19 protein-coding genes are annotated in these 18,982 nt (G+C 39.5%); 5 read left to right on the plus strand and 14 right to left on the minus strand.

Translation table 11 applies throughout. The features are described 5' to 3' along the window. Positions 1-672: 672 nt before the first annotated feature. The 5 genes from OSH00_RS03085 to ppx all read right to left on the minus strand — a co-directional run bounded on the left by OSH00_RS03085 (position 673) and on the right by ppx (position 5,863). Positions 673-1,242 (minus strand): YggT family protein, encoded by a 570-nt coding sequence (locus OSH00_RS03085; protein ID WP_004827896.1) that lies wholly within the window; start codon positions 1,240-1,242, stop codon positions 673-675. Between the two features lie 25 nt (positions 1,243-1,267). Continuing rightward, a complete protein-coding gene (proC, locus tag OSH00_RS03090) occupies positions 1,268-2,098 on the minus strand; it encodes a pyrroline-5-carboxylate reductase (RefSeq protein WP_196075401.1) in 831 nt (276 codons plus the stop codon). After that, a complete protein-coding gene (gene tilS, locus OSH00_RS03095; RefSeq protein WP_266129178.1) occupies positions 2,095-3,474 on the minus strand; it encodes a tRNA lysidine(34) synthetase TilS in 1,380 nt (459 codons plus the stop codon). The genes proC and tilS overlap by 4 nt, the downstream gene beginning before the upstream one ends. Beyond that, complete coding sequence (locus OSH00_RS03100; protein ID WP_266129179.1) at positions 3,411-4,235, minus strand: acetyl-CoA carboxylase carboxyltransferase subunit alpha; 825 nt, start codon at positions 4,233-4,235, stop codon at positions 3,411-3,413. Before OSH00_RS03100 ends, tilS begins: the two co-directional genes overlap by 64 nt. A gap of 107 nt (positions 4,236-4,342) precedes the next feature. Then, a complete protein-coding gene (gene ppx / locus OSH00_RS03105; protein WP_266129180.1) occupies positions 4,343-5,863 on the minus strand; it encodes an exopolyphosphatase in 1,521 nt (506 codons plus the stop codon). A gap of 293 nt (positions 5,864-6,156) precedes the next feature. Between ppx and trxA the strand changes: the two genes are divergently transcribed. The 3 genes from trxA to OSH00_RS03120 all read left to right on the plus strand — a co-directional run bounded on the left by trxA (position 6,157) and on the right by OSH00_RS03120 (position 8,748). Then, positions 6,157-6,483 (plus strand): thioredoxin, encoded by a 327-nt coding sequence (gene trxA, locus OSH00_RS03110; protein WP_004827886.1) that lies wholly within the window; start codon positions 6,157-6,159, stop codon positions 6,481-6,483. Between the two features lie 344 nt (positions 6,484-6,827). After that, on the plus strand, positions 6,828-8,096 hold the full coding sequence (gene rho, locus OSH00_RS03115) for a transcription termination factor Rho (RefSeq protein WP_004827884.1): 1,269 nt from the start codon (positions 6,828-6,830) through the stop codon (positions 8,094-8,096). Positions 8,097-8,475: 379 nt separating this feature from the next. Next, positions 8,476-8,748, plus strand: coding sequence for a hypothetical protein (locus OSH00_RS03120; RefSeq protein ID WP_005030898.1), 273 nt, complete (start codon positions 8,476-8,478; stop codon positions 8,746-8,748). A gap of 833 nt (positions 8,749-9,581) precedes the next feature. Here the strand turns inward: OSH00_RS03120 and OSH00_RS03125 are convergent. The 3 genes from OSH00_RS03125 to pheS all read right to left on the minus strand — a co-directional run bounded on the left by OSH00_RS03125 (position 9,582) and on the right by pheS (position 13,366). Then, complete coding sequence (locus OSH00_RS03125) at positions 9,582-9,878, minus strand: integration host factor subunit alpha (protein WP_004827881.1); 297 nt, start codon at positions 9,876-9,878, stop codon at positions 9,582-9,584. Next, a complete protein-coding gene (pheT, locus tag OSH00_RS03130) occupies positions 9,875-12,256 on the minus strand; it encodes a phenylalanine--tRNA ligase subunit beta (RefSeq protein WP_266129181.1) in 2,382 nt (793 codons plus the stop codon). Before pheT ends, OSH00_RS03125 begins: the two co-directional genes overlap by 4 nt. 129 nt (positions 12,257-12,385) lie before the next feature. Beyond that, complete coding sequence (gene pheS, locus OSH00_RS03135) at positions 12,386-13,366, minus strand: phenylalanine--tRNA ligase subunit alpha (RefSeq protein ID WP_196075396.1); 981 nt, start codon at positions 13,364-13,366, stop codon at positions 12,386-12,388. A 217-nt stretch (positions 13,367-13,583) separates the two neighbouring features. Between pheS and OSH00_RS03140 the strand changes: the two genes are divergently transcribed. Beyond that, the gene (locus OSH00_RS03140; protein ID WP_266129182.1) at positions 13,584-14,621 is read left to right on the plus strand and encodes a hypothetical protein; all 1,038 of its coding nucleotides are present in this window, start codon (positions 13,584-13,586) and stop codon (positions 14,619-14,621) included. Positions 14,622-14,665: 44 nt separating this feature from the next. Here the strand turns inward: OSH00_RS03140 and OSH00_RS03145 are convergent, their stop codons facing one another. From OSH00_RS03145 to rpmI, 6 genes are all read right to left on the minus strand, one after another. Next, complete coding sequence (locus OSH00_RS03145; protein ID WP_266129183.1) at positions 14,666-15,214, minus strand: NADAR family protein; 549 nt, start codon at positions 15,212-15,214, stop codon at positions 14,666-14,668. A 248-nt stretch (positions 15,215-15,462) separates the two neighbouring features. Then, the gene (locus OSH00_RS03150; protein WP_266129184.1) at positions 15,463-15,993 is read right to left on the minus strand and encodes a P-loop NTPase family protein; all 531 of its coding nucleotides are present in this window, start codon (positions 15,991-15,993) and stop codon (positions 15,463-15,465) included. 93 nt (positions 15,994-16,086) lie between these two features. Continuing rightward, positions 16,087-16,284, minus strand: coding sequence for a hypothetical protein (locus OSH00_RS03155; RefSeq protein WP_004827866.1), 198 nt, complete (start codon positions 16,282-16,284; stop codon positions 16,087-16,089). A gap of 140 nt (positions 16,285-16,424) precedes the next feature. Continuing rightward, a complete protein-coding gene (locus OSH00_RS03160) occupies positions 16,425-16,823 on the minus strand; it encodes a hypothetical protein (RefSeq protein WP_266129185.1) in 399 nt (132 codons plus the stop codon). Positions 16,824-16,929: 106 nt separating this feature from the next. Then, positions 16,930-17,289 carry a 50S ribosomal protein L20 gene (gene rplT / locus OSH00_RS03165; RefSeq protein WP_004723060.1) on the minus strand — a complete coding sequence of 120 codons (360 nt, stop codon included), beginning with the start codon at positions 17,287-17,289 and terminating at the stop codon, positions 16,930-16,932. Between the two features lie 11 nt (positions 17,290-17,300). After that, the gene (rpmI, locus tag OSH00_RS03170; protein WP_002054552.1) at positions 17,301-17,495 is read right to left on the minus strand and encodes a 50S ribosomal protein L35; all 195 of its coding nucleotides are present in this window, start codon (positions 17,493-17,495) and stop codon (positions 17,301-17,303) included. 224 nt (positions 17,496-17,719) lie between these two features. Here rpmI and OSH00_RS03175 point away from each other — a divergent pair, with 224 nt between their 5' ends. Beyond that, a complete protein-coding gene (locus OSH00_RS03175) occupies positions 17,720-18,970 on the plus strand; it encodes an MFS transporter (RefSeq protein WP_266129186.1) in 1,251 nt (416 codons plus the stop codon). Positions 18,971-18,982: the final 12 nt, after the last annotated feature.

Below are 18,982 nucleotides of genomic sequence, written 5' to 3' on the forward strand. Positions count from 1 at the left end.
TACTTTATAATAAAAGATTGTATTTTGTCCACCATAAAATATTTTTCACGTGAAATCTAATTTATTGATTATTTGACAATTTTCACAATATTTCCTGAATTACAATATATATTATTCAATTCCATTTATTGCATTGTCTTTTAGCATTTATCAATAATATGTATACAGATGCTATAGTCAAATCACCTGTAGATTCATATAAGTGATTTTTTTTTCAATCATTCACATCCAATGAAATTTATGCCTTTTATAAGAATTTTTAAAAAGTTTTACTTAAACAGTTTTTTTGTATTTTTGATTCACAGATGGTCTTGCTATCGCGAGGCGACAGGGATCTCACCATGTTAAGCGAGGGAATATGAGCAAAAACAAAGCACTGCTTTGTTTGCAGCGCAAGCATGCGGTTAAATGAAAAGTTAGCTGAGCAAAGTGATGCATCACCCATGCAAACCGATTTAAACTTTAGATATAAAGCATGGTATTGCAAGCTTTATTCTAGCAGACAATATATTGATTTTATTGATTTAAAAATTATATTTACTGTATGTTTTTTTTAACAGATTGACTATATCAAAAAAGACATTAACAACCTATAAAAAAACCGAGTTGGTTATACAACTCGGTTTTAAATAAAGAACCATCAATCTTTTTGAAGGCAAAAGAATATGCCTATTAAAGACCTGTCAGCAGCGCAATTGCGGCATATTCCATCACTTTTTCAGCAATGATCAGTGCCAAGATTGCCAAGATAGGAGAAAGATCAATCATTCCCATATTCGGCATAATTCGACGGAACGGCGCCAATAATGGCTCTGCCAACTCTTGAATCACTTCAATATAAGGCGATCTTGATTGAGTAAACATCACCACCCAACTTAAAATTATGGTCGCAAAAATTAAATAACGACAAAAACGAATCAAGTCCTGAATCATGGTCACAAAAGTAAGAATAATGAGGTGTACAGGACTGTTTGGCATCGCACCTTGCAAATACATCATGCCGAAAATTTTTAGTAGGTATAACACCACAACCAGAACCAAGGCAGCAGTATTGACCCGCCCTTTCGCCATCGTTGGAAAAATTCGGCTAAATAGATCTACAATTTTGGTTGCCTTGACTGTCGACATCACCACAGGATTGTATGGACTGACCATCGCCAATTGCATTAAAAAACGAAAGAATACGAGCAAAATCGCTACGTTAATAATAATGCCAAAAATTTGCGCAGAATTTGCACCCATACTTGAACGTTCCTAAAATCAAAAATTATTTAATACTGTCGCTTAATTCTTGAGCCAATTCCTGACTACGCTTTTGCGCAGCAGCCAAAGCTGTTTGAATATTTTGAGAGATTTGAGCGCGATCAAATACTTCTAAAGCCGCTTGAGTTGTACCATTCGGAGAAGTTACGTTTTTACGTAAATCAGATGGAGCGCTAGAACTGGTAATTGCCATTTGCGCTGCTCCCAATGCTGTTTGCAACGTCAATGCTGTTGCTACTTTTTCATCCAGCCCCATATTTTTACCCGCACGGATCATACTTTCCATCATATAGAAGAAATATGCAGGACCTGAACCCGAAACTGCGGTTACAGCATCAATCTGTGCCTCTGAATTTACCCAAATGGTTAAACCTGTTGCCGCAAGAACCTGTGTGGCTAATTCACGGTCTTTTGCAGTCACGTCTTCATTGGCATAGATACCATGCGCACCAGTCTGAACCAATGCAGGCGTATTCGGCATTACACGAACAATTCGCTCACTGCCTGTCAAATCTGCAATTGTTTTAATTTCAGCACCTGCAACAATCGAAATCAGCAGTTTGTCATCCAGCAACCCCTTCAACGGCTTCAGCACACTTCCTAAAACTTGAGGTTTTACAGCAAATACAACAATATCTGCATGTTTAATCGCTTCGATATTGTCCTCAGTGACATGAACATCTTTTTCTTGCAACAACAGTCGAATTTTTTCAAAGGGATCAGAAACTGTAATACGCGTAGCAGGTAATCCACGACTCAATAAACCACCGATTAGGGCTTGAGCCATATTCCCACCACCAATGAAAGTAATATTACAATTTAAAGCTGCACTCATGAATCACACTCGACCTTAGTTTTTATCTTAGAGATTAAATTTGGTTGCCAACCACCGACTTCACAGTATTCAGACTGTGCCAACCAAAAACCATTTGGTGTAAACACCCCAAGCATAACATTATCTACACTTAATATTTGAATTGTATGACGCATCCACGGAAAAATATGTGCTTCTTGAATCGCTTTTTTTAACGGCCAAGTACCTATTCTGCCATAAAGATGAATTTTTTCACCACCTAATCGTGGTTTCAATGTCAGCTTCTGGTCAAATAATGCAAAAGATAGACCTATTTTAGAGCGTTCAATCTGAAATACACCAGATGTGAATTGTAGTTGCTGATGAAGATGAAACTGAAATGTCTGTTCGGGAACTTGCTGTTTCGATTGAGCCGCTAAATACTCTTGTTGTTCAACCCGATATAAATGATTTTGGTAGCGTAAATAGTAGAAATGATTCCAGTGTAATGCTGCTTGCGAGTCTGTTTTAGAGTCTATCACTTCATCCTGTAAGCGTTGTACCATTTCAAAAGCTGGTCGATAGGTGTCCTGCCCTTTCATCCAGGAAGATAAAAGCTGTCGCTGTCTAGCCAATGACAATTGCTTGAGTTTTACTAAATCAAGCTTTTCTTGATCTCCACAAAAAAGGAGATCTTGTTGCAGCACATCATTGAGAATTTCATTGGCGTCCTGCATCAAATAACTGGTGCGTGCCAATGCCTGTTGCATTTTGGGATAGCGGCTTTGCAAAATATGCCAAAGTTCATGCCTACACCACGCACGATCATACTGTGTATCGAGATTAGTCGGATCATTGACATAGGCAATCTGTAACTGTTGCACCCATTGGCAAATCTGCTCACGTGAAATATCCAATAATGGTCGCCAAATGGTCAACTGTTCACGCTGATCTTTTGATTTCATCGCAGATAATCCTGCAACACCTGCACCTGACAATAGCCGTAAAATCAGAGTTTCAGCTTGATCTTGTTGATGATGGGCGAGTACCAATACTTCATCAGTTTTTATATGTTGTAGGTAGGCATCATAACGGGCTTGGCGCGCTTGATTTTCAAGATTGCCTGCTGCAACCTGTACATTTTGAATAATGCAGGGAATTTTTAAGAGGGTACATTGTTGGGCAACAAACTCAGCCCATTCATCACTGGCGGTTTGTAGCTGATGGTTGACGTATATTGCACGAACGTGATGAGGGAAAAACTGTGCCATCAAATGCAGTAATAGCATGGAATCCATGCCACCACTGCATCCGACGAGAAAATGGGTATTTTCAGCAAATTGTGAGTGCTGTTTTAAGAAGCAAGACCTAAATTGTCGCTGCCAAACTTCATTAAACGTTGATAACGTGCTTCGCATCGCTCTTCCGCAGTCATAGGCTGTAATTCATCAAGCGCTTGTTTTAACACATCTTTGAGTTTTTCCATAACCTCAAATGGTTGCAAATGTGCTCCCTCGCCTTCATCGACCACATATTCAACTACACCCAATTCTTTGAGTTTGTCTGCTGTAAGTGCAAGTGCCTCACTGGCTTGTTCTGCTTTGTCGGCTGTTTTCCATAAAATAGAAGCGCAGCCTTCTGGTGAAATCACTGAATAAATGCTATGAGACAGCATAACCACACGATCTGCCACACCAATTCCCAACGCTCCTCCAGAGCCACCTTCACCTAATACTGTTGCAATAACAGGAACTTTAAGACTTGAAAGTTGCGCAAGACTGGTTGCTATCGCTTCCGCTTGTCCGCGTTCTTCAGCACCAATACCCGGGTAAGCCCCCATCGTATCAATAAATGTAAATACCGGAAGATTAAAACGCTCTGCCATGTCCAACAGACGCTGTGACTTACGATAACCTTCTGGATTACACATCCCAAAGTTATGTTGTAATTTTTCACGGGTACTACGACCTCGATGCTGGCCAACGACCATGACAGCCTGACCATTAAAACGCGCCAAACCACCGACCATTGCACCATCATCACCATACAGGCGATCACCATGTAAGGTGTCGAATTCAGTGAAAATTTCGCCTACATAATCCAAAAATTGCGGGCGTTCAGGGTGACGTGCAATTTGAACCGTTTTCCAAGCTTTAGATTGAGCAGCTTTATTTTTCATAAGTCGAGTATTATCCCTAATTCACCGATGCCTCACACATCGGAAGTTCAGGATCAAGTGCTATTGAATGGTTTATACAATTCATTCAATCAGCACATGACCTTTAGTTAATCGATAAACTGTTCCGACTGAATATTCAATTCAATGTCCCAATGCTTAAATTGCACTTGCTCATCATGCAAATCTGCAACCAGTAAAGGCCATTGCTTGGCATCGCCAGAAACGCTGAGTTGCCATTGTTGCGCATTATCCACTGTCAATTCAATGGCAGGAAGCATCTCATCACTGCGACTGTGATTGAGTAAAACAGCGAGACGGAGGAGCAAACACAGATGTATTAGCTTGTTTCCGCCTACTTTTAACACATCAAGTTTGGCATCTGTACGTAATTTACGACGATGGTGAGCGACCAAATGTGACAAATGATTCTGATCAATTTGAGAGAAACCAGGAATATCGGAATGCTGTAAAAGATAAGCACTGTGTTTTTGATAACCACTATGACTAATCGCCAGACCAATTTCATGTAAATAAGCTGCGCGACGCAACAGATCGCTGTCATCACTATTTAAATGTAAGGTATGTGCGACACCATTAAAAAGATGTTGTGCTGTTTCAACCACGCGTTCGGCTTGTTTGGCATCTGCACCATAACGCCCCACCATCGCTTGCACACTACGGTCTCGGATATCTTCATGTTGAAAACGCCCAAGCAAGTCATACATGACACCTTCTCTTAGCGCACCATCCGAATAAACCAGCTTATCTATATTCAGAACTTCGAAAACAGCATAAAGAATTGCAATACCTGCGGGTAAAACAGCACGACGATCTTCTTTTAATCCATCAAACTCCATATCGGAGATATGTTTAAATTTTAGAAGTTTATCTTTTAATTTTTCTAAACCTTCTCGGGTTAAATTTTCTTGTCCATCACTCCAGCCCATATTGACAGCAATTTGGCGACACGCTTTGATGGTTCCACTCGACCCAACCACAGTATCCCAACCTGCTGCCTTATAGGTATTGGCGATCGACGAGAGTTCTTTACGTGCAGCGACAACTGCTTTTTCAAAAGCTTTGCTGTTGATATCGCCTTCTGGGAAATAGGCTTTGGTAAATGCAACACAGCCCATTTGTAAAGATTCAGTATGAATTGGCTCAAATTCTTCACCAATAATCAATTCTGTAGAACCACCACCAATATCAATTACCAGACGGCGCCCACTGTTCACCATGGTATGAGAAACACCTAAATAAATTAATCGTGCTTCCTCGCGTCCTGCAATGATTTCTATCGGCTTAGGTAGAATTTCAGCAGCTTTTTGAATAAATTCATGCCCATTTTTCGCTTGACGCAACGCGTTGGTTGCAACAATTCGTAAACGATTCGGCTGCACTGAGCTTAATCTTCCCACAAAACGTGCCAGACAAGCTAAACCTCGTTGTTGTGCTGCTTCAGTTAAGTTTTTATTCTCGTCCAATCCAGCCGCAAGCTGAACTTTTTCTGACATCGAAGCAACTTTTTTAACTTCACCATGATCCACGCGAGCAATTGCTAAATGGAAGCTATTCGACCCCATATCGATGGCAGCAAGTAATTCTTCATCAATCAAAAAATCAGACATTATTTATACAAACTCATACTGAATTGTTGCTTAGATTAATTCACATGCACGTTTTTTAAAAGCCATTTATTTAGACAATTTGATGAGTCATTATTTTTTCAGCATATATGACAATTATGTGACAATTAGATTGAGTTTTCTAAGGAACCGATTGTAAATATCGTGAGCATCAATTGGACATTCTCATCAATAAGAATGAAAATTTAAATATTCCCCTACATTGTTAAAGATGTCTATGTAATACTTAGCCTCATAGATTGATTCATCTTTAAAATATTTTTGGAGCAAAATCCATGTCTGGCAATATCGTAAACACAACTGATGACAACTTCGCAGCAGACGTACTTGAATCAGATATTCCTGTAATTGTAGATTTCTGGGCAGGTTGGTGTGCACCATGTAAAGCCATCGCACCTGTTCTGGAAGTACTTTCTACAGAATTTGAAGGTAAAGTAAAGATTGTTAAAGTCGATGTGACTGCATGTGAAGCAACTGCGGTCAACTATAATATCCGTAACATTCCAGCATTATTGATGTTTAAAAATGGTGAAGTGGTTGCTCAGCAAATCGGTGCTGTACCAAAATCCAAACTTACGGCTTTCATCGAAGAAAATATTTAATTTGCTGAATTTATAGATTATTTATATAAATCTGCAAAAGCAAAAAATACGCTTGATTTTCTAGCGTATTTTTTTTCGACTATAATTTGACAAACTTGTTGATCTCACTTATATTTCATGCTCAAGGAACATAAGGATTCTCTGCCTGTTTCTTAAAGGACAACACATAAGATCGCCGTTCGGCAACAGAAATTGTTTGACATATTTCTCCTCGAAAGAACTACATAGACTCTGAGTTTGTTTTTGTGTCTATACAACATCAACTCACCTATTGCACTGTTGGCGACTTTTGCTTCTTTTCTCTTTATCTGTGTTCCACACATCCTTATTCAATCTGACCATTTATGAATTTAACTGAACTCAAGAAAAAACCGATTGGCGAACTCATTAAAATTGCTGAGTTTATGGGCCTTGAAGGAATGGCTCGTAACCGTAAGCAAGACATCATTTTTGCCATCCTAAAGCGCCATGCAATGAATGGTGAAGAAATCTTTGGTGATGGTGTTCTTGAAATTTTGTCTGATGGTTTCGGCTTTCTACGCTCGGCTGCAGGTTCTTATCTTGCAGGTCCTGATGACATCTATGTTAGCCCATCACAAATCCGTCGTTTCAACCTCCGCACGGGTGACACGATTACGGGTACGATTCGCCCACCCAAAGAAGGTGAACGTTACTTTGCATTATTAAAAGTTAATCAAATTAACTACGACACACCTGAAAATTCACGTAATAAAATCTTATTCGAAAACTTAACCCCACTGTTTCCCACTGAGCAATTGGTGATGGAACTGGGCAATGGTTCAACGGAAGATTTAACTGCGCGTGTAGTTGACTTAGTTGCTCCTATTGGTAAAGGTCAACGTTCTATTATTGTTGCACCGCCTAAGGCCGGTAAAACAATGTTATTACAGAACATTGCACAGTCTATTGTACGTAACAACCCTGAGTGCTTCTTGATCGTTCTCTTAATTGATGAACGTCCAGAGGAAGTGACTGAAATGGAACGTACTGTTCGCGGCGAGGTTGTTGCATCAACATTTGATGAATCTCCAGCACGTCATGTACAAGTTGCCGAAATGGTGATCGAAAAAGCCAAACGTCTCGTTGAGCATAAGAAAGATGTAGTGATTCTACTAGACTCAATCACTCGTTTAGCACGTGCTTACAACACTGTTGTACCGTCATCAGGCAAAGTATTGACTGGTGGTGTAGATGCACATGCGCTTGAACGCCCGAAACGTTTCTTTGGTGCTGCACGTAACATTGAAGAAGGCGGCTCACTGACAATCATTTCTACTGCTTTGATTGAAACAGGCAGTAAGATGGACGAAGTGATCTACGAAGAATTCAAAGGTACTGGTAACCAAGAGATTACTCTTGATCGTCGTATTGCTGAAAAACGTGTCTTCCCTGCCATGAATATCAAGAAATCTGGTACTCGTCGTGAAGAACGTCTCATGAGTGAAGAAAACCTACGCAAAGTTTGGATCTTACGTAAACTTCTTCACCCAATGGATGAATTAGCTGCGATGGAATTCCTTCTAGATCGTATGAAAGAAACCAAAACCAACGATGATTTCTTCGATCAAATGAAACGTAAAGCTGCAAACTAATTGCAATAAAAGTCAAAAAAGGTCACTGATACAGTGGCCTTTTTTTGGTTGACAGAATTTACATAAATATACAATTGCTGTTTTTTGGCGTAACAGTATTTTGCAAATAATTGAATATAAAAGTCATCCTCCTATATTTTTTATATTTTTTAATAACTTAATTATCAATAAACCAATCTAAAAGTGCGAATTAATTGTAATTAACTGTTAAAAAATCATCATTTTTTCATCAATTTGGTCAGTTTTTTTCATCTAGACAGTAGCAATTCAAAATGCGCAGTGATAGCATATTCGCATACCAGTTAGACTGCTCATGCAAAAAGCAAAAAACAGGCTAACTTGGGTTTTTTGTCTCAATTAATTTTATGAGAGTGATGCCATGTTATTCAAAAAAATCGCTATTGCTGCTGCAGTTGCTACTACTTTAGCTTTCGTTGGTTGTGCTAAAAAAACTGAAGAAGCTGCTGCTGATGCAAACGCTGCTGCTTCTCAAGCTGTAGAAGCTGCTTCTGAAGCTACTGCTGCTGTTGACGCTGCTGCTGCTTCTGCAACTGACGCTGCTGCTACTGCTGCTGCAGACGCTACTGCTGCTGCTTCTGACGCTACTGCTGCTGCTGCTGACGCTTCAGCTGCTGCTTCAGCTGCTCAATAATAATCGCTTAGATTATTATCAAAAAAAGAGAACCTTTGGTTCTCTTTTTTTTGCTTTTAATTTTATGTATTCTTTTCAACTTAACTGACCAATATTTAAATAATAAACATGGGTATACCGAATCAATATAGCCCCGCCAGTTTAGTTCCCTCTTCATTTAAAGTCTATCAATCTCCCCGATTGACATATACTCACTCGATCACTCTTCTCTCACATTAATTATTAAAAAAAATCAGCTATTTGCTTTTATCATCAAAAACGCCTGATTGTTCATAGAGGAGGTTGGATTTCAATCATTGTTATCCAATGAACTTTATGCTTTTTATACAAATTTTTAGAAGATTTTGATGATTCATTTCTCCTGTACTTCCAATCCTAGAGAATTTTCTCTGCTGCGGTGACATGAATGTCGCCATGTTAAACAGGAGTATATGAATAAAACCAAGCACCGCTTTTTTACAATACAGGTATACGATTAAGCAAATAATGGGTTAAGCAGATTAAGGCATTGCCTAGACAAATGCATTGAGACTTTGAAAGTAAAGAGTGACCATGAAATCTTTATACTTTTCAACAATAGACATATCCTATTGATTTTATTGAGCAAGAAAAATTATATTTTACAATATGAGCTTCCAACAGCTGGATGAGATGAGATCACATCAGCGTAAAATTAAACACCACGCTTTTATGCTACAACGAGCTTGGATATTCAAGTCAATACACCACTACAATAAGCCCCCGATGCATGATTCTGAAAAGCCAATATTAAGTGGGTAATAAAAAACCCCAAGCAAAGTGGCTTGGGGTTTTTTCAGAATCAAGGTGGAAAATTAACCTTCTTGTTCTGTGCCTACACGCTGTCTAAACTTCTGTCCTGCGCGGAACGTAACAACTCGACGTGCCGAAATTGGAATTTCTTCGCCAGTTTTAGGGTTTCGACCTGGACGTTGACGCTTGTCACGTAGTTCAAAATTACCAAAACCTGAAAGTTTAACTTGTTCGCCTGCAATTAATGCTTGGCTAATTTCGTCAAAGAACAACTCGACCATTTGTTTTGCTTCACGACGGTTTAAACTCGTAAGCTCACTTAAATGATCAGCCATTTCTGCTTTTGTTAATGCTGTCATGAGGCCCTCAATGTCGCTTGGTAAGTGCTTTCTAACACTTGAATGATATGATCCATACCGGATTTAATTTCAGCATCTTCAAGTGTACGTGATGGATGTTGCCATAACAATGCAAATGCCAAAGAGCGCTTACCTTGCTCAACACCTTGCCCTGTATACACATCGAATAACCATGTAGAGTCTAAAAGCGCTCCACCGGTTTTTTCAATAAGTTGCTGAATTTCACTGACATTAATCTTATCATTAATTACAAGCGCAATATCACGTCTAACCGACGGAAATCGTGATAATTCTGTAAAATTAGATACATAAGTTTGCAAAACAGCCGATTGATCAAGTTCGGCAACCCAGGTCGTGCTCAAATCCAGTGCATTTTCTAAAGATGGATGTAAACGTCCCAAATAACCGATTGATCTTCCATCAATTAAAATTTCTGCTGACTGACCTGGATGCAACCACTCTCGTTCAGAACGTACGTATTCAACCTGAACCCGTCCAGCAGCTAAAACTTCTTCAACTTCTCCTTTAAAGTCAAAGAAATCCATAGGCTGTGCTTTGCCATGCCATGATTCCGCTTGCTTTGGCCCCACAGCAATCATTGCCAAAGTTGGAATCTGGTTCAAGTCATCAATAGTTTGAGCATTTTGATAATCAAAACGTAAACCTAACTCAAAAAAACGCACACGGCTTTGTTGGCGGTTAATATTGTATTGAACGCAAGGGATCAAGCTAGACAGCAAAGTAGAACGCATCACTGCCAAATCACTTGAAATTGGATTTGCCAATGCTAATGGATTAACTTGAGAATTTAATTGCTTTTCAAGTTTTAAATCCGCAAAGCTAAAACTGATTGCTTCCTGATAGCCTAAAGTCACCAGTGTTTGACGCAGTTGAGCCAATTCAAACTGATCTTGATGTTTGGCAAGTTTGACATCAATCACAGGTAAACTAATTTGGATATTGTCATAACCATGAATACGTGCAACTTCTTCAATTAAGTCCTGATAAATGGCCATATCATAGCGATGTGATGGAGGTACGACCGTCCACTTACCTTCAGCTTTGACTGTTACCACACAACCTAAACGCTCAAGGGCATCGGTAATAAATGCTGACTCAACAGGATAACCAAGCAATTGATCAACTTGTGCTTGAGTTAATTCAATGGCTTCACGTTTAGGTAAAAGCTCTGCGCGTTCAGCCACAGTGATTGGACCAAATTCACCACCTGCCAAACTTTGAATCAATTGTGATGCGCGATGCATCGCGATCATTGGCAATTCAAAATCCACACCACGTTCATAACGTTGTGATGCGTCCGTATGTAAGCCATAACGACGTGCACGACCTGCAATGTGCAATGGTGCAAAGAAAGCAGATTCAAGGAAGATCTCTGTGGTTGCATCTGTTACAGAAGAAGATAATCCCCCCATGATCCCGGCAATAGCAAGAGCTTTTGTATCATCGGCAATGACCATGACATCTTCAGTCAATTCGATTTCTTGCTCATTTAATAAAACAAGTTTTTCGTTGGCTGTCGCTTGACGTACATGGACTGAACCTTGAACTTGACCACCATCAAAAGCATGTAATGGCTGTCCTAACTCCATCAAAACATAGTTGGTAATATCCACCAAAATACTGTGTTGACGAATGCCTGAACGTGCCAAAGCCTGCTCCATCCATTCAGGTGTAGCGGCTTTGGTATTGACATTTCTGATGACTCGACCTAAATAACGTGGACATCCTTCAGTGCTGACATGGACTTGTTTTTGATCTGCAATGGTTGCAGCCACTTCTGTAATTTCAGGAGCTGTCACTGGAAGTTGGTTAATTACACCAATTTCACGGGCTACACCACGGATACTAAAACAGTCTCCACGATTTGGAGTAATGCTGATATCAATGACATGGTCATCCAGATTTAAATACTCACGAATATTTACACCAATCGGTGCATCATCGGGAAGCTCCAACAGCCCATCGATTTTATCTTCAAGATCAATTTCCGAAGCACCGCATAACATTCCTTGTGATTCAACGCCACGTAGCTTGCCTTTCTTGATTTTAAAATCACCAGGAAGTACAGCCCCAATTGTCGCAACGGGTGCTTTCATGCCCACACGCACATTCGGTGCACCACAGACGATTTGCAGAGGTTCTCCTGAACCAATGTTTACAGTAGTCACACGTAAACGATCTGCATCAGGATGCTGAATGACCGTTAAAACTTCACCCACCACAACACCGGTAAATGGTTGAGCCGCTGGTAAAAGTTCATCTACTTCAAGCCCCAACATAGTGAGTTGGTCAGATAAAGTATCACTATCAATTGCCGGGTTAACCCATGTGCGAAGCCAATTTTCGCTAATTTTCATTTTTAAAACCTATATTCAATATCTATGGATTCCTCTCTAACTCCCTTTGAAAATCAGGAGCCCCCTTCCTCTTTTTTGTCTATGACATCGCTCTCTGTTGAGTAGAGGTCAGGGAGAGGTATAAATGTGTTAAGCAAATTGGCGTAAAAAACGCACATCGTTTTGATAGAACATTCGTAAATCGTTAATGCCGTAACGCAACATTGCAAAACGTTCTACACCTAAACCAAAGGCAAAACCTTTATATTTTTCAGGATCAATACCCGCTGCTTGCAATACATTTGGGTGCACCATACCGCAACCTAGAACTTCCAACCAACGACCACGCTCATCCATGATATCCACTTCAGCACTTGGCTCAGTGAACGGGAAATATGAAGGACGGAAACGGACTTTCAAGTCTTTTTCAAAAAACTCGTTTAACAAGTTAATCAGCAAGCCTTTTAATTCTGCAAAACTGGTATTTTCAGCAACGTACAAACCTTCGATTTGATGAAACATTGGTGAATGCGTTTGGTCAGAGTCGCAACGATAGACACGACCAGGGCATACAATACGGATCGGGGGCTGATTGTTTTCCATGGTACGGACTTGCACGCCTGAGGTATGCGTACGCAATAAATGATTGGCATCAAAATAAAACGTATCATGCATTGCACGTGCTGGATGATGACCTGGAATATTCAGTGCTTCAAAGTTGTGATAGTCATCCTCAACTTCTGGACCAGTTGCAACAGTAAAGCCAGCTTTGGTAAAAAACTGGCAAATTCGTTCCTGAACTTGAGTAACAGGATGAATACTCCCGACAGCCTGTCCACGACCCGGCAAGGTAATATCAATGGTTTCACTTGCAAGCTTTTGTTCTAGCGCCGCTTTTTGTAATTGCTCTTGGCGCTCTGTCAATGCTGTAGAGATGGCCTCACGTACTGCATGAATCGCTGCACCCTGAACTTTACGTTCTTCAGGATCCATTTTACCAAGTGCCTTAGATTGTTCCGCGAGCTGGCTTTTTTTCCCTGTAAATTGCACTCGTACTTGATCGAGTGTTGCAAGGTCTTGAGCTGCTGCAATCGCAGCGAGCGCTTCAGTGGTCAGGGCTTCCAGTGACATAGTAACTCTCAAAGCAATATTTTAGAAAAATAATATAACTGCATATTCTAACAGTTTTTATGCAGTTGATTGAAGTTTCCTCCTGACGAAAAATACGATTAGTCACAACTAATTCCCAATAATTTGTATATTTCCATGTTTGAATACTGTTGAAACGCTAGAACTCTGATTTATAAACGGTATAAAATAAATCCAATGTCACTGAGATCTATAAAAAATGGCACTTGATCAAATCTGGAAACGCCAACTTGCACTCGTCACTTATGGCAATCAATATCTTAGCCAAGAAATTAGTTTTTCTCGTTGGGTGGACCATGCCATTTTTAATCATCATGCTTTTGGCTTTAGAGATTTAACCACCCAGCATCTTCTAGCCCAACATTTTCAAATCTGGCTTGAGGGTCTAAAAAAGCAAGGTGTATATCGCATCAGCTTACATAGTTCCAGCCTTTTGAATGATGAACAAAATCCCAATGCGAATGTTGAATTATTGGCGATTCCTCACTTTATTGTCAGTCACGAATCTCAAAAGAAATCCGCTTGGATTTTTGGTAAAGAACTGCCGGAATGGTATAGCGCAGACAATGACTATGAAGCGCCAGAACAGCAACGTGCAAATATTCGAACAGAAATATTCTGGCGTTATGATCTTAATGCAAAACTCATTAAACGTATCGAGCAAGATCTCGTTACACCCAACTGGGATGATATTCAGGTATATACGGACAATGAGTTGTTTGACAGCCAATATGCCAAAGGTTTTCCGGAACCAGTAAACAAAGACTTACCTTATTATGGTTTAAATAGCAGTGAATATATCGCGGATGATACCAGTCTTAAACTTGCCCTTTTTCCAAGTGATGATCAAGCTGATTATGCCAATGAAACCCTATACCGTTTCGATGCACTTGAAGAATTTATTTTGGCAAAAATAAAACATCCCTATGATGAAAATGCGCAAAGCCTTAGTCCAGAACAACAAATGAATTTGCGTCACTTCTTACAGAAGATTGAAGATTTAAAAGCAAAATTTATTGTCAAAGTTGCCAATCACTATCAATCGGCACGTTTAACCCCTAAAGCCATTGCATCTCCATTTGACACTGTTGAGAACATTAAAACTGAAAACCGCCAATCTTTTAGTGCTCACCCCTCCCATACAAATCATGAACACAAACCCGCAAAAACAGGCGTTTTTGCTTTAATTGTCGTGACTATTCTTATCTGTCTGGCTGCTTATTATTTTGGATTGTAAACCTTAAACATCCGGATAAAACCAGTACTCAAGAGAAAGCAAGCCTAAAGTTGCTTTCTCACTTCCATCAATGCGAATCCTAATAAATTTAAACCTTGCCATTTTAGTGGATTCATTGCATCTGTATGATCAGCAGCTAAACCAATCCCCCAAATCCGATCCACAGGTGAAGCTTCAACAATGATTTGCTCAGAGGTACTCAACAAAAATTGTTGCAGACTCTTATTTTGGGAAAACTTTGCCAGATTTCCTTGAACCACAATCTCATAACGATGTGCAATCCAAATCTCATCTTGATAGTTTTTGACCTGACGTCCTAATGCTTTGATCTCCTTTGGATCCTTTGTCCATAAAATTTTTTGAAAAACATTTTCGTCCTTGAACAGTTTGGCTTTCTGCGCCATCATATATTGTTCAGTATTTTGATAATCAATACCATCAATGTTAAATTCTGCTGGATACCATTGGCTTAAACAGCTCTTGTCTATCTTTTCTTGCGTCTTTTGACGATGCCCCCAAAAACACAAATAGCTATATTTTTCTCCACGCTTTATCTGTTCTTGTAAAGTTGTTAATAACTCGGAATCGTTCATTTTATTTTCCTGTCTGTCTTTCACTTCTCTTTTTAACCGATGTAACGCAATCATCACAATTGCTATAAGTCACTGATTCAATGGTGGTTTCATCATATCACCTTAAAAAATCAGGACTTATGGGATTTGATGTCGCTCAATAAAAATACAGATCACTTCCAAATCAAAATGATCACAAAATAATTTAAAAATCCTTCATCATCATGCCTGTTCCAATGATTTGTAAAATTTAGCCAAGCATAAATGACTTAGCGCGAACGTAAAAATTGATCGCAATCTTTTCGGGATTTCAAATGTATAAACTGAATATGTGAATATTGAGGATCATTCATCATTGCAATATATTGCTGGCGATTTTTTTGGTGAGTTTTAATCATCCACCAAATAATTGAATCCGTACTGAACATTTTACTAAAACTCTCACGATTATTCGAATGTTCCCAGAGCTTCTTGTTAAAAATTGCCCGTGATAGTGCACGTTTTATAGATTGGTAAAGATTGATATGAAAAGGAAGGTCTAACCAAATAACAGTATCAACTGCCTGCCATTTGATAGGTATTGTTCGCGTATAATTTCCATCGATTACAAATCCATTGCCGGCCAAATCAATTGCCTTTTGAATTTTCAAGAAAAAAGCATTGTCTGGAGTTTCTTCCCAATCATCAAGCCAAAACAAATCATCCAACTCGATATAATTGAGTTGTAGTTTTTCAGCAAGCTTTTTTGCAAATGTTGATTTACCAACAGCAGAGGTTCCCACCACATTAATTTTATTCATTGCAATTCACTTCTTAATAAAAAAAGCAGCCCCAGCAGCTACTTTTTATCACAAGAATTTAAAAAATATTTTATTCAACTGAAAGATCAACTTTCAGAAAAGTGGACGGATCGTCAAGATCACTTTATGTTCATTGGCATGCTGATTAATATAGTGTTCAACAGCAGTAACTTCGCCTTTCACTTCAGCATCTGCACCATACATCACTTTTAAAGTTTCACCGATTCTTGGCAATAATTGTAATTCAACTTCAATGGCACCTTGCTGCAAACCCGCGATTTCTACACGCATAAATACTCCAGAATATTTTTACTTTATCCTTCTACTGTATGCGAGCTATTTTAAAATCTATAATAGTTTCACGTTGATATTATGTAATAACTTCACGTTTCTACTGGACCTATTCAAATTTTTATTCAGTATGTTTATCTCTAGGCTCTTTCATCAGCCAGGTCATCCCCATAATCTAAATCATCTTCATCCACATTGAGATAGTCAGGCGGTGGCGTAATGTCGAAGCGAACGGCATGGATGCTTTGGTGGTTGAGTAATTTTGTCTTGGCAACGCGATGCATCCCATCCATGACTCTTCCATCTGCTGACAGAATAATAGGATAAGCTAAATCAGCCTCTTGGATCAGTTGAACATGTTCAATTATTTGCTGTGTCGTGGGATGTTTATCTGGAAACCAATAAGGTTCGTTCAGTTCCTGTATCTCGGATAATAAAACCTCATGAATTGGCAAGTCTCGGCTCAATGCAACCAAATGCTGTACATCCCAAATATAAGTATCGTTACCCACACGGCGGAAATGGTATTGCCTACGCATAAATGCTCTATAACCTCACGATTAAAAATTAATGCTATTCAAACGCCAACATTCAGTCATAAAAAAGACCGCTAAAAAGCGGTCTCTTTTCAATCATCAAAGATGATTAAGCAGCTAATGCACCTTTAGCTTTTTCAGCTAAAGCAGCAAACGCAACTGAGTCATGCATAGCAATGTCAGCAAGTACGCGACGGTCGATGATCACTTGAGCTTTTTTCAAGCCATCGATCATACGGCTGTACGACAAACCATTTTGACGAGCACCAGCATTGATACGCGCAATCCATAAAGCACGGAATTGACGTTTCTTTTGACGACGGTCACGGTAAGCGTATTGACCTGCTTTAATTACTGCTTGGAACGCTACACGATAAACACGTGAACGCGCGCCATAGTAACCTTTAGCACGAGCAAGAATTTTTTTATGACGGCGATGAGCCTGTACACCACGTTTTACACGAGCCATTTATAATCTCCTTAGATGTATGGGCACATACGACGAACTGAATTCATGTCACTTACGTGAACCATGACACAACCGCGCAATTGACGAATACGTTTAGCAGATTTTTTGGTCAAAATGTGGCGTTTGAACGCTTGTTTACGCTTGAAACCGTTAGCAGTCGCTTTGAAACGCTTAGCTGCACCACGGCGAGTTTTTAACTTAGCCATAACAACCTCTTTAAACACCTGTTCGGTACGTTCGCACCATTGCGAATACGACCTGCAGGTAAGGGAGGCAATATTCTAAATCATCTCTGTACAAAACAAAAGCAAAACCTCGCACTATTTATTGGTTATTCAATGTAATTTCCGATGAAAATTCCATCATTTTTTACAAGGAGAATCCACATTTAATCTTTATAATCGTCACATCATGATAAAACTGGACAGTTATGACCCCTGCACAGGATGCTTTTGCTGCACTTCGCTATCGAGATTTCTCCATCGTCACCATCAATCAATTTTGTTTAACGCTGGCAATTTTGATCCAAGAAATTATTGTCGCTTACTCCCTTTATCAAATTACCAAGGACCCGCTTACGCTGGGTTTGATTGGATTGGCTGAGGCAATTCCTTTTATCGCCTTGTCACTGTGGGGAGGTTATTTTGCCGATAAACTGAATAAACAAAGTATTATGAAAGTCTGTTTATTCTGTTCTTTTCCCTTACCTTTAGTACTTTGGTATTTATTTCACAGTTATGATCATGAACAGATTGGGGTCACCACCCTGTCTTGGGGCATTTATGCTGTAATTTTTGCCTTAGGTACTATTCGCGGTTTCTATAATCCATCTGCAACATCATTAAAACCTTTTTTGATTCCCCGTGAACTGTATGCCAATGGTGCAACTTGGACCACAATTGGGTGGCAAAGTGGTGTCATTATTGGTCCCATGCTTGGCGGTTTTATGCTTGCTGGAATTGGAAGGGAAAATAGTTTACTTTCTGTCTCCATGCTTTTATTTACCTGCTTTTGCTTAATCACACTGTTAAAAAAGCGTACTTTTCCCACCATGGAACAAGACAGTCTCTGGGACAGTTTAAGCGAAGGTTTTCGATTTATCTGGAAAACCAAAATTGTACTTTGGGCAATTTCACTGGATTTAGTTTCAGTGTTGTTTGGTGGTGTTATCGCCTTACTTCCTATCTTTGCTGAAGATATTCTGAAAGTAGGTCCTGAAGGTTTGGGATATCTACGTGCAGCACCGTCAATCGGTGCGCTGATCACCATGATTGCGCTCACTAAATTCCCACCAACGCATCACGCTTGGAGGAATATGCTGATTGCGGTTGCGGGTTTCGGAATCTTTACCATTATTTTCGCATGTTCAAACAATCTATGGCTTTCTTTGTTTGCTTTAGGCATGACAGGTGCATGTGACAGTATTTCTGTGGTGGTGCGCCAAACTATTTTACAAGTCTACCCTCCTGAAAATATGCGTGGTCGCGTTGCAGCTGTGAATGGTATGTTTGTTTCATCGAGTAATGAGCTCGGTGCTTTCGAATCTGGACTCGCAGCAAAATATTTGGGTACGATTACAGCAACTGTATTTGGCGGATGTATGACTATGGCAGTCGTTGCGATCAGTTGGATTAAAACCTCTGATCTATTTTCAGTCGATATCACCCAAGTAAAAAAATAACGATTATCAGCT

The sequence above is a fragment of the Acinetobacter nematophilus genome (assembly GCF_026344175.1).
Lineage (GTDB): Bacteria > Pseudomonadota > Gammaproteobacteria > Pseudomonadales > Moraxellaceae > Acinetobacter > Acinetobacter nematophilus.

Coding starts and splice junctions, on each gene's coding strand:
- rplT (WP_004723060.1), bottom strand. CDS start 17,289: ATGGCTCGTGTAAAACGTGGTGTACAGGCTCATCGCCGTCATAAAAAA.
- tilS (WP_266129178.1), bottom strand. CDS start 3,474: ATGCGAAGCACGTTATCAACGTTTAATGAAGTTTGGCAGCGACAATTT.
- OSH00_RS03160 (WP_266129185.1), bottom strand. CDS start 16,823: ATGCGTAGGCAATACCATTTCCGCCGTGTGGGTAACGATACTTATATT.
- OSH00_RS03155 (WP_004827866.1), bottom strand. CDS start 16,284: ATGCGTGTAGAAATCGCGGGTTTGCAGCAAGGTGCCATTGAAGTTGAA.
- proC (WP_196075401.1), bottom strand. CDS start 2,098: ATGAGTGCAGCTTTAAATTGTAATATTACTTTCATTGGTGGTGGGAAT.
- OSH00_RS03085 (WP_004827896.1), bottom strand. CDS start 1,242: ATGGGTGCAAATTCTGCGCAAATTTTTGGCATTATTATTAACGTAGCG.
- OSH00_RS03140 (WP_266129182.1), top strand. CDS start 13,584: ATGGCACTTGATCAAATCTGGAAACGCCAACTTGCACTCGTCACTTAT.
- rpmI (WP_002054552.1), bottom strand. CDS start 17,495: ATGGCTAAGTTAAAAACTCGCCGTGGTGCAGCTAAGCGTTTCAAAGCG.
- OSH00_RS03145 (WP_266129183.1), bottom strand. CDS start 15,214: ATGAACGATTCCGAGTTATTAACAACTTTACAAGAACAGATAAAGCGT.
- ppx (WP_266129180.1), bottom strand. CDS start 5,863: ATGTCTGATTTTTTGATTGATGAAGAATTACTTGCTGCCATCGATATG.
- OSH00_RS03100 (WP_266129179.1), bottom strand. CDS start 4,235: ATGAAAAATAAAGCTGCTCAATCTAAAGCTTGGAAAACGGTTCAAATT.
- OSH00_RS03125 (WP_004827881.1), bottom strand. CDS start 9,878: ATGACAGCATTAACAAAAGCAGAAATGGCTGATCATTTAAGTGAGCTT.
- OSH00_RS03175 (WP_266129186.1), top strand. CDS start 17,720: ATGACCCCTGCACAGGATGCTTTTGCTGCACTTCGCTATCGAGATTTC.
- rho (WP_004827884.1), top strand. CDS start 6,828: ATGAATTTAACTGAACTCAAGAAAAAACCGATTGGCGAACTCATTAAA.
- pheT (WP_266129181.1), bottom strand. CDS start 12,256: ATGAAAATTAGCGAAAATTGGCTTCGCACATGGGTTAACCCGGCAATT.
- pheS (WP_196075396.1), bottom strand. CDS start 13,366: ATGTCACTGGAAGCCCTGACCACTGAAGCGCTCGCTGCGATTGCAGCA.
- OSH00_RS03150 (WP_266129184.1), bottom strand. CDS start 15,993: ATGAATAAAATTAATGTGGTGGGAACCTCTGCTGTTGGTAAATCAACA.
- OSH00_RS03120 (WP_005030898.1), top strand. CDS start 8,476: ATGTTATTCAAAAAAATCGCTATTGCTGCTGCAGTTGCTACTACTTTA.
- trxA (WP_004827886.1), top strand. CDS start 6,157: ATGTCTGGCAATATCGTAAACACAACTGATGACAACTTCGCAGCAGAC.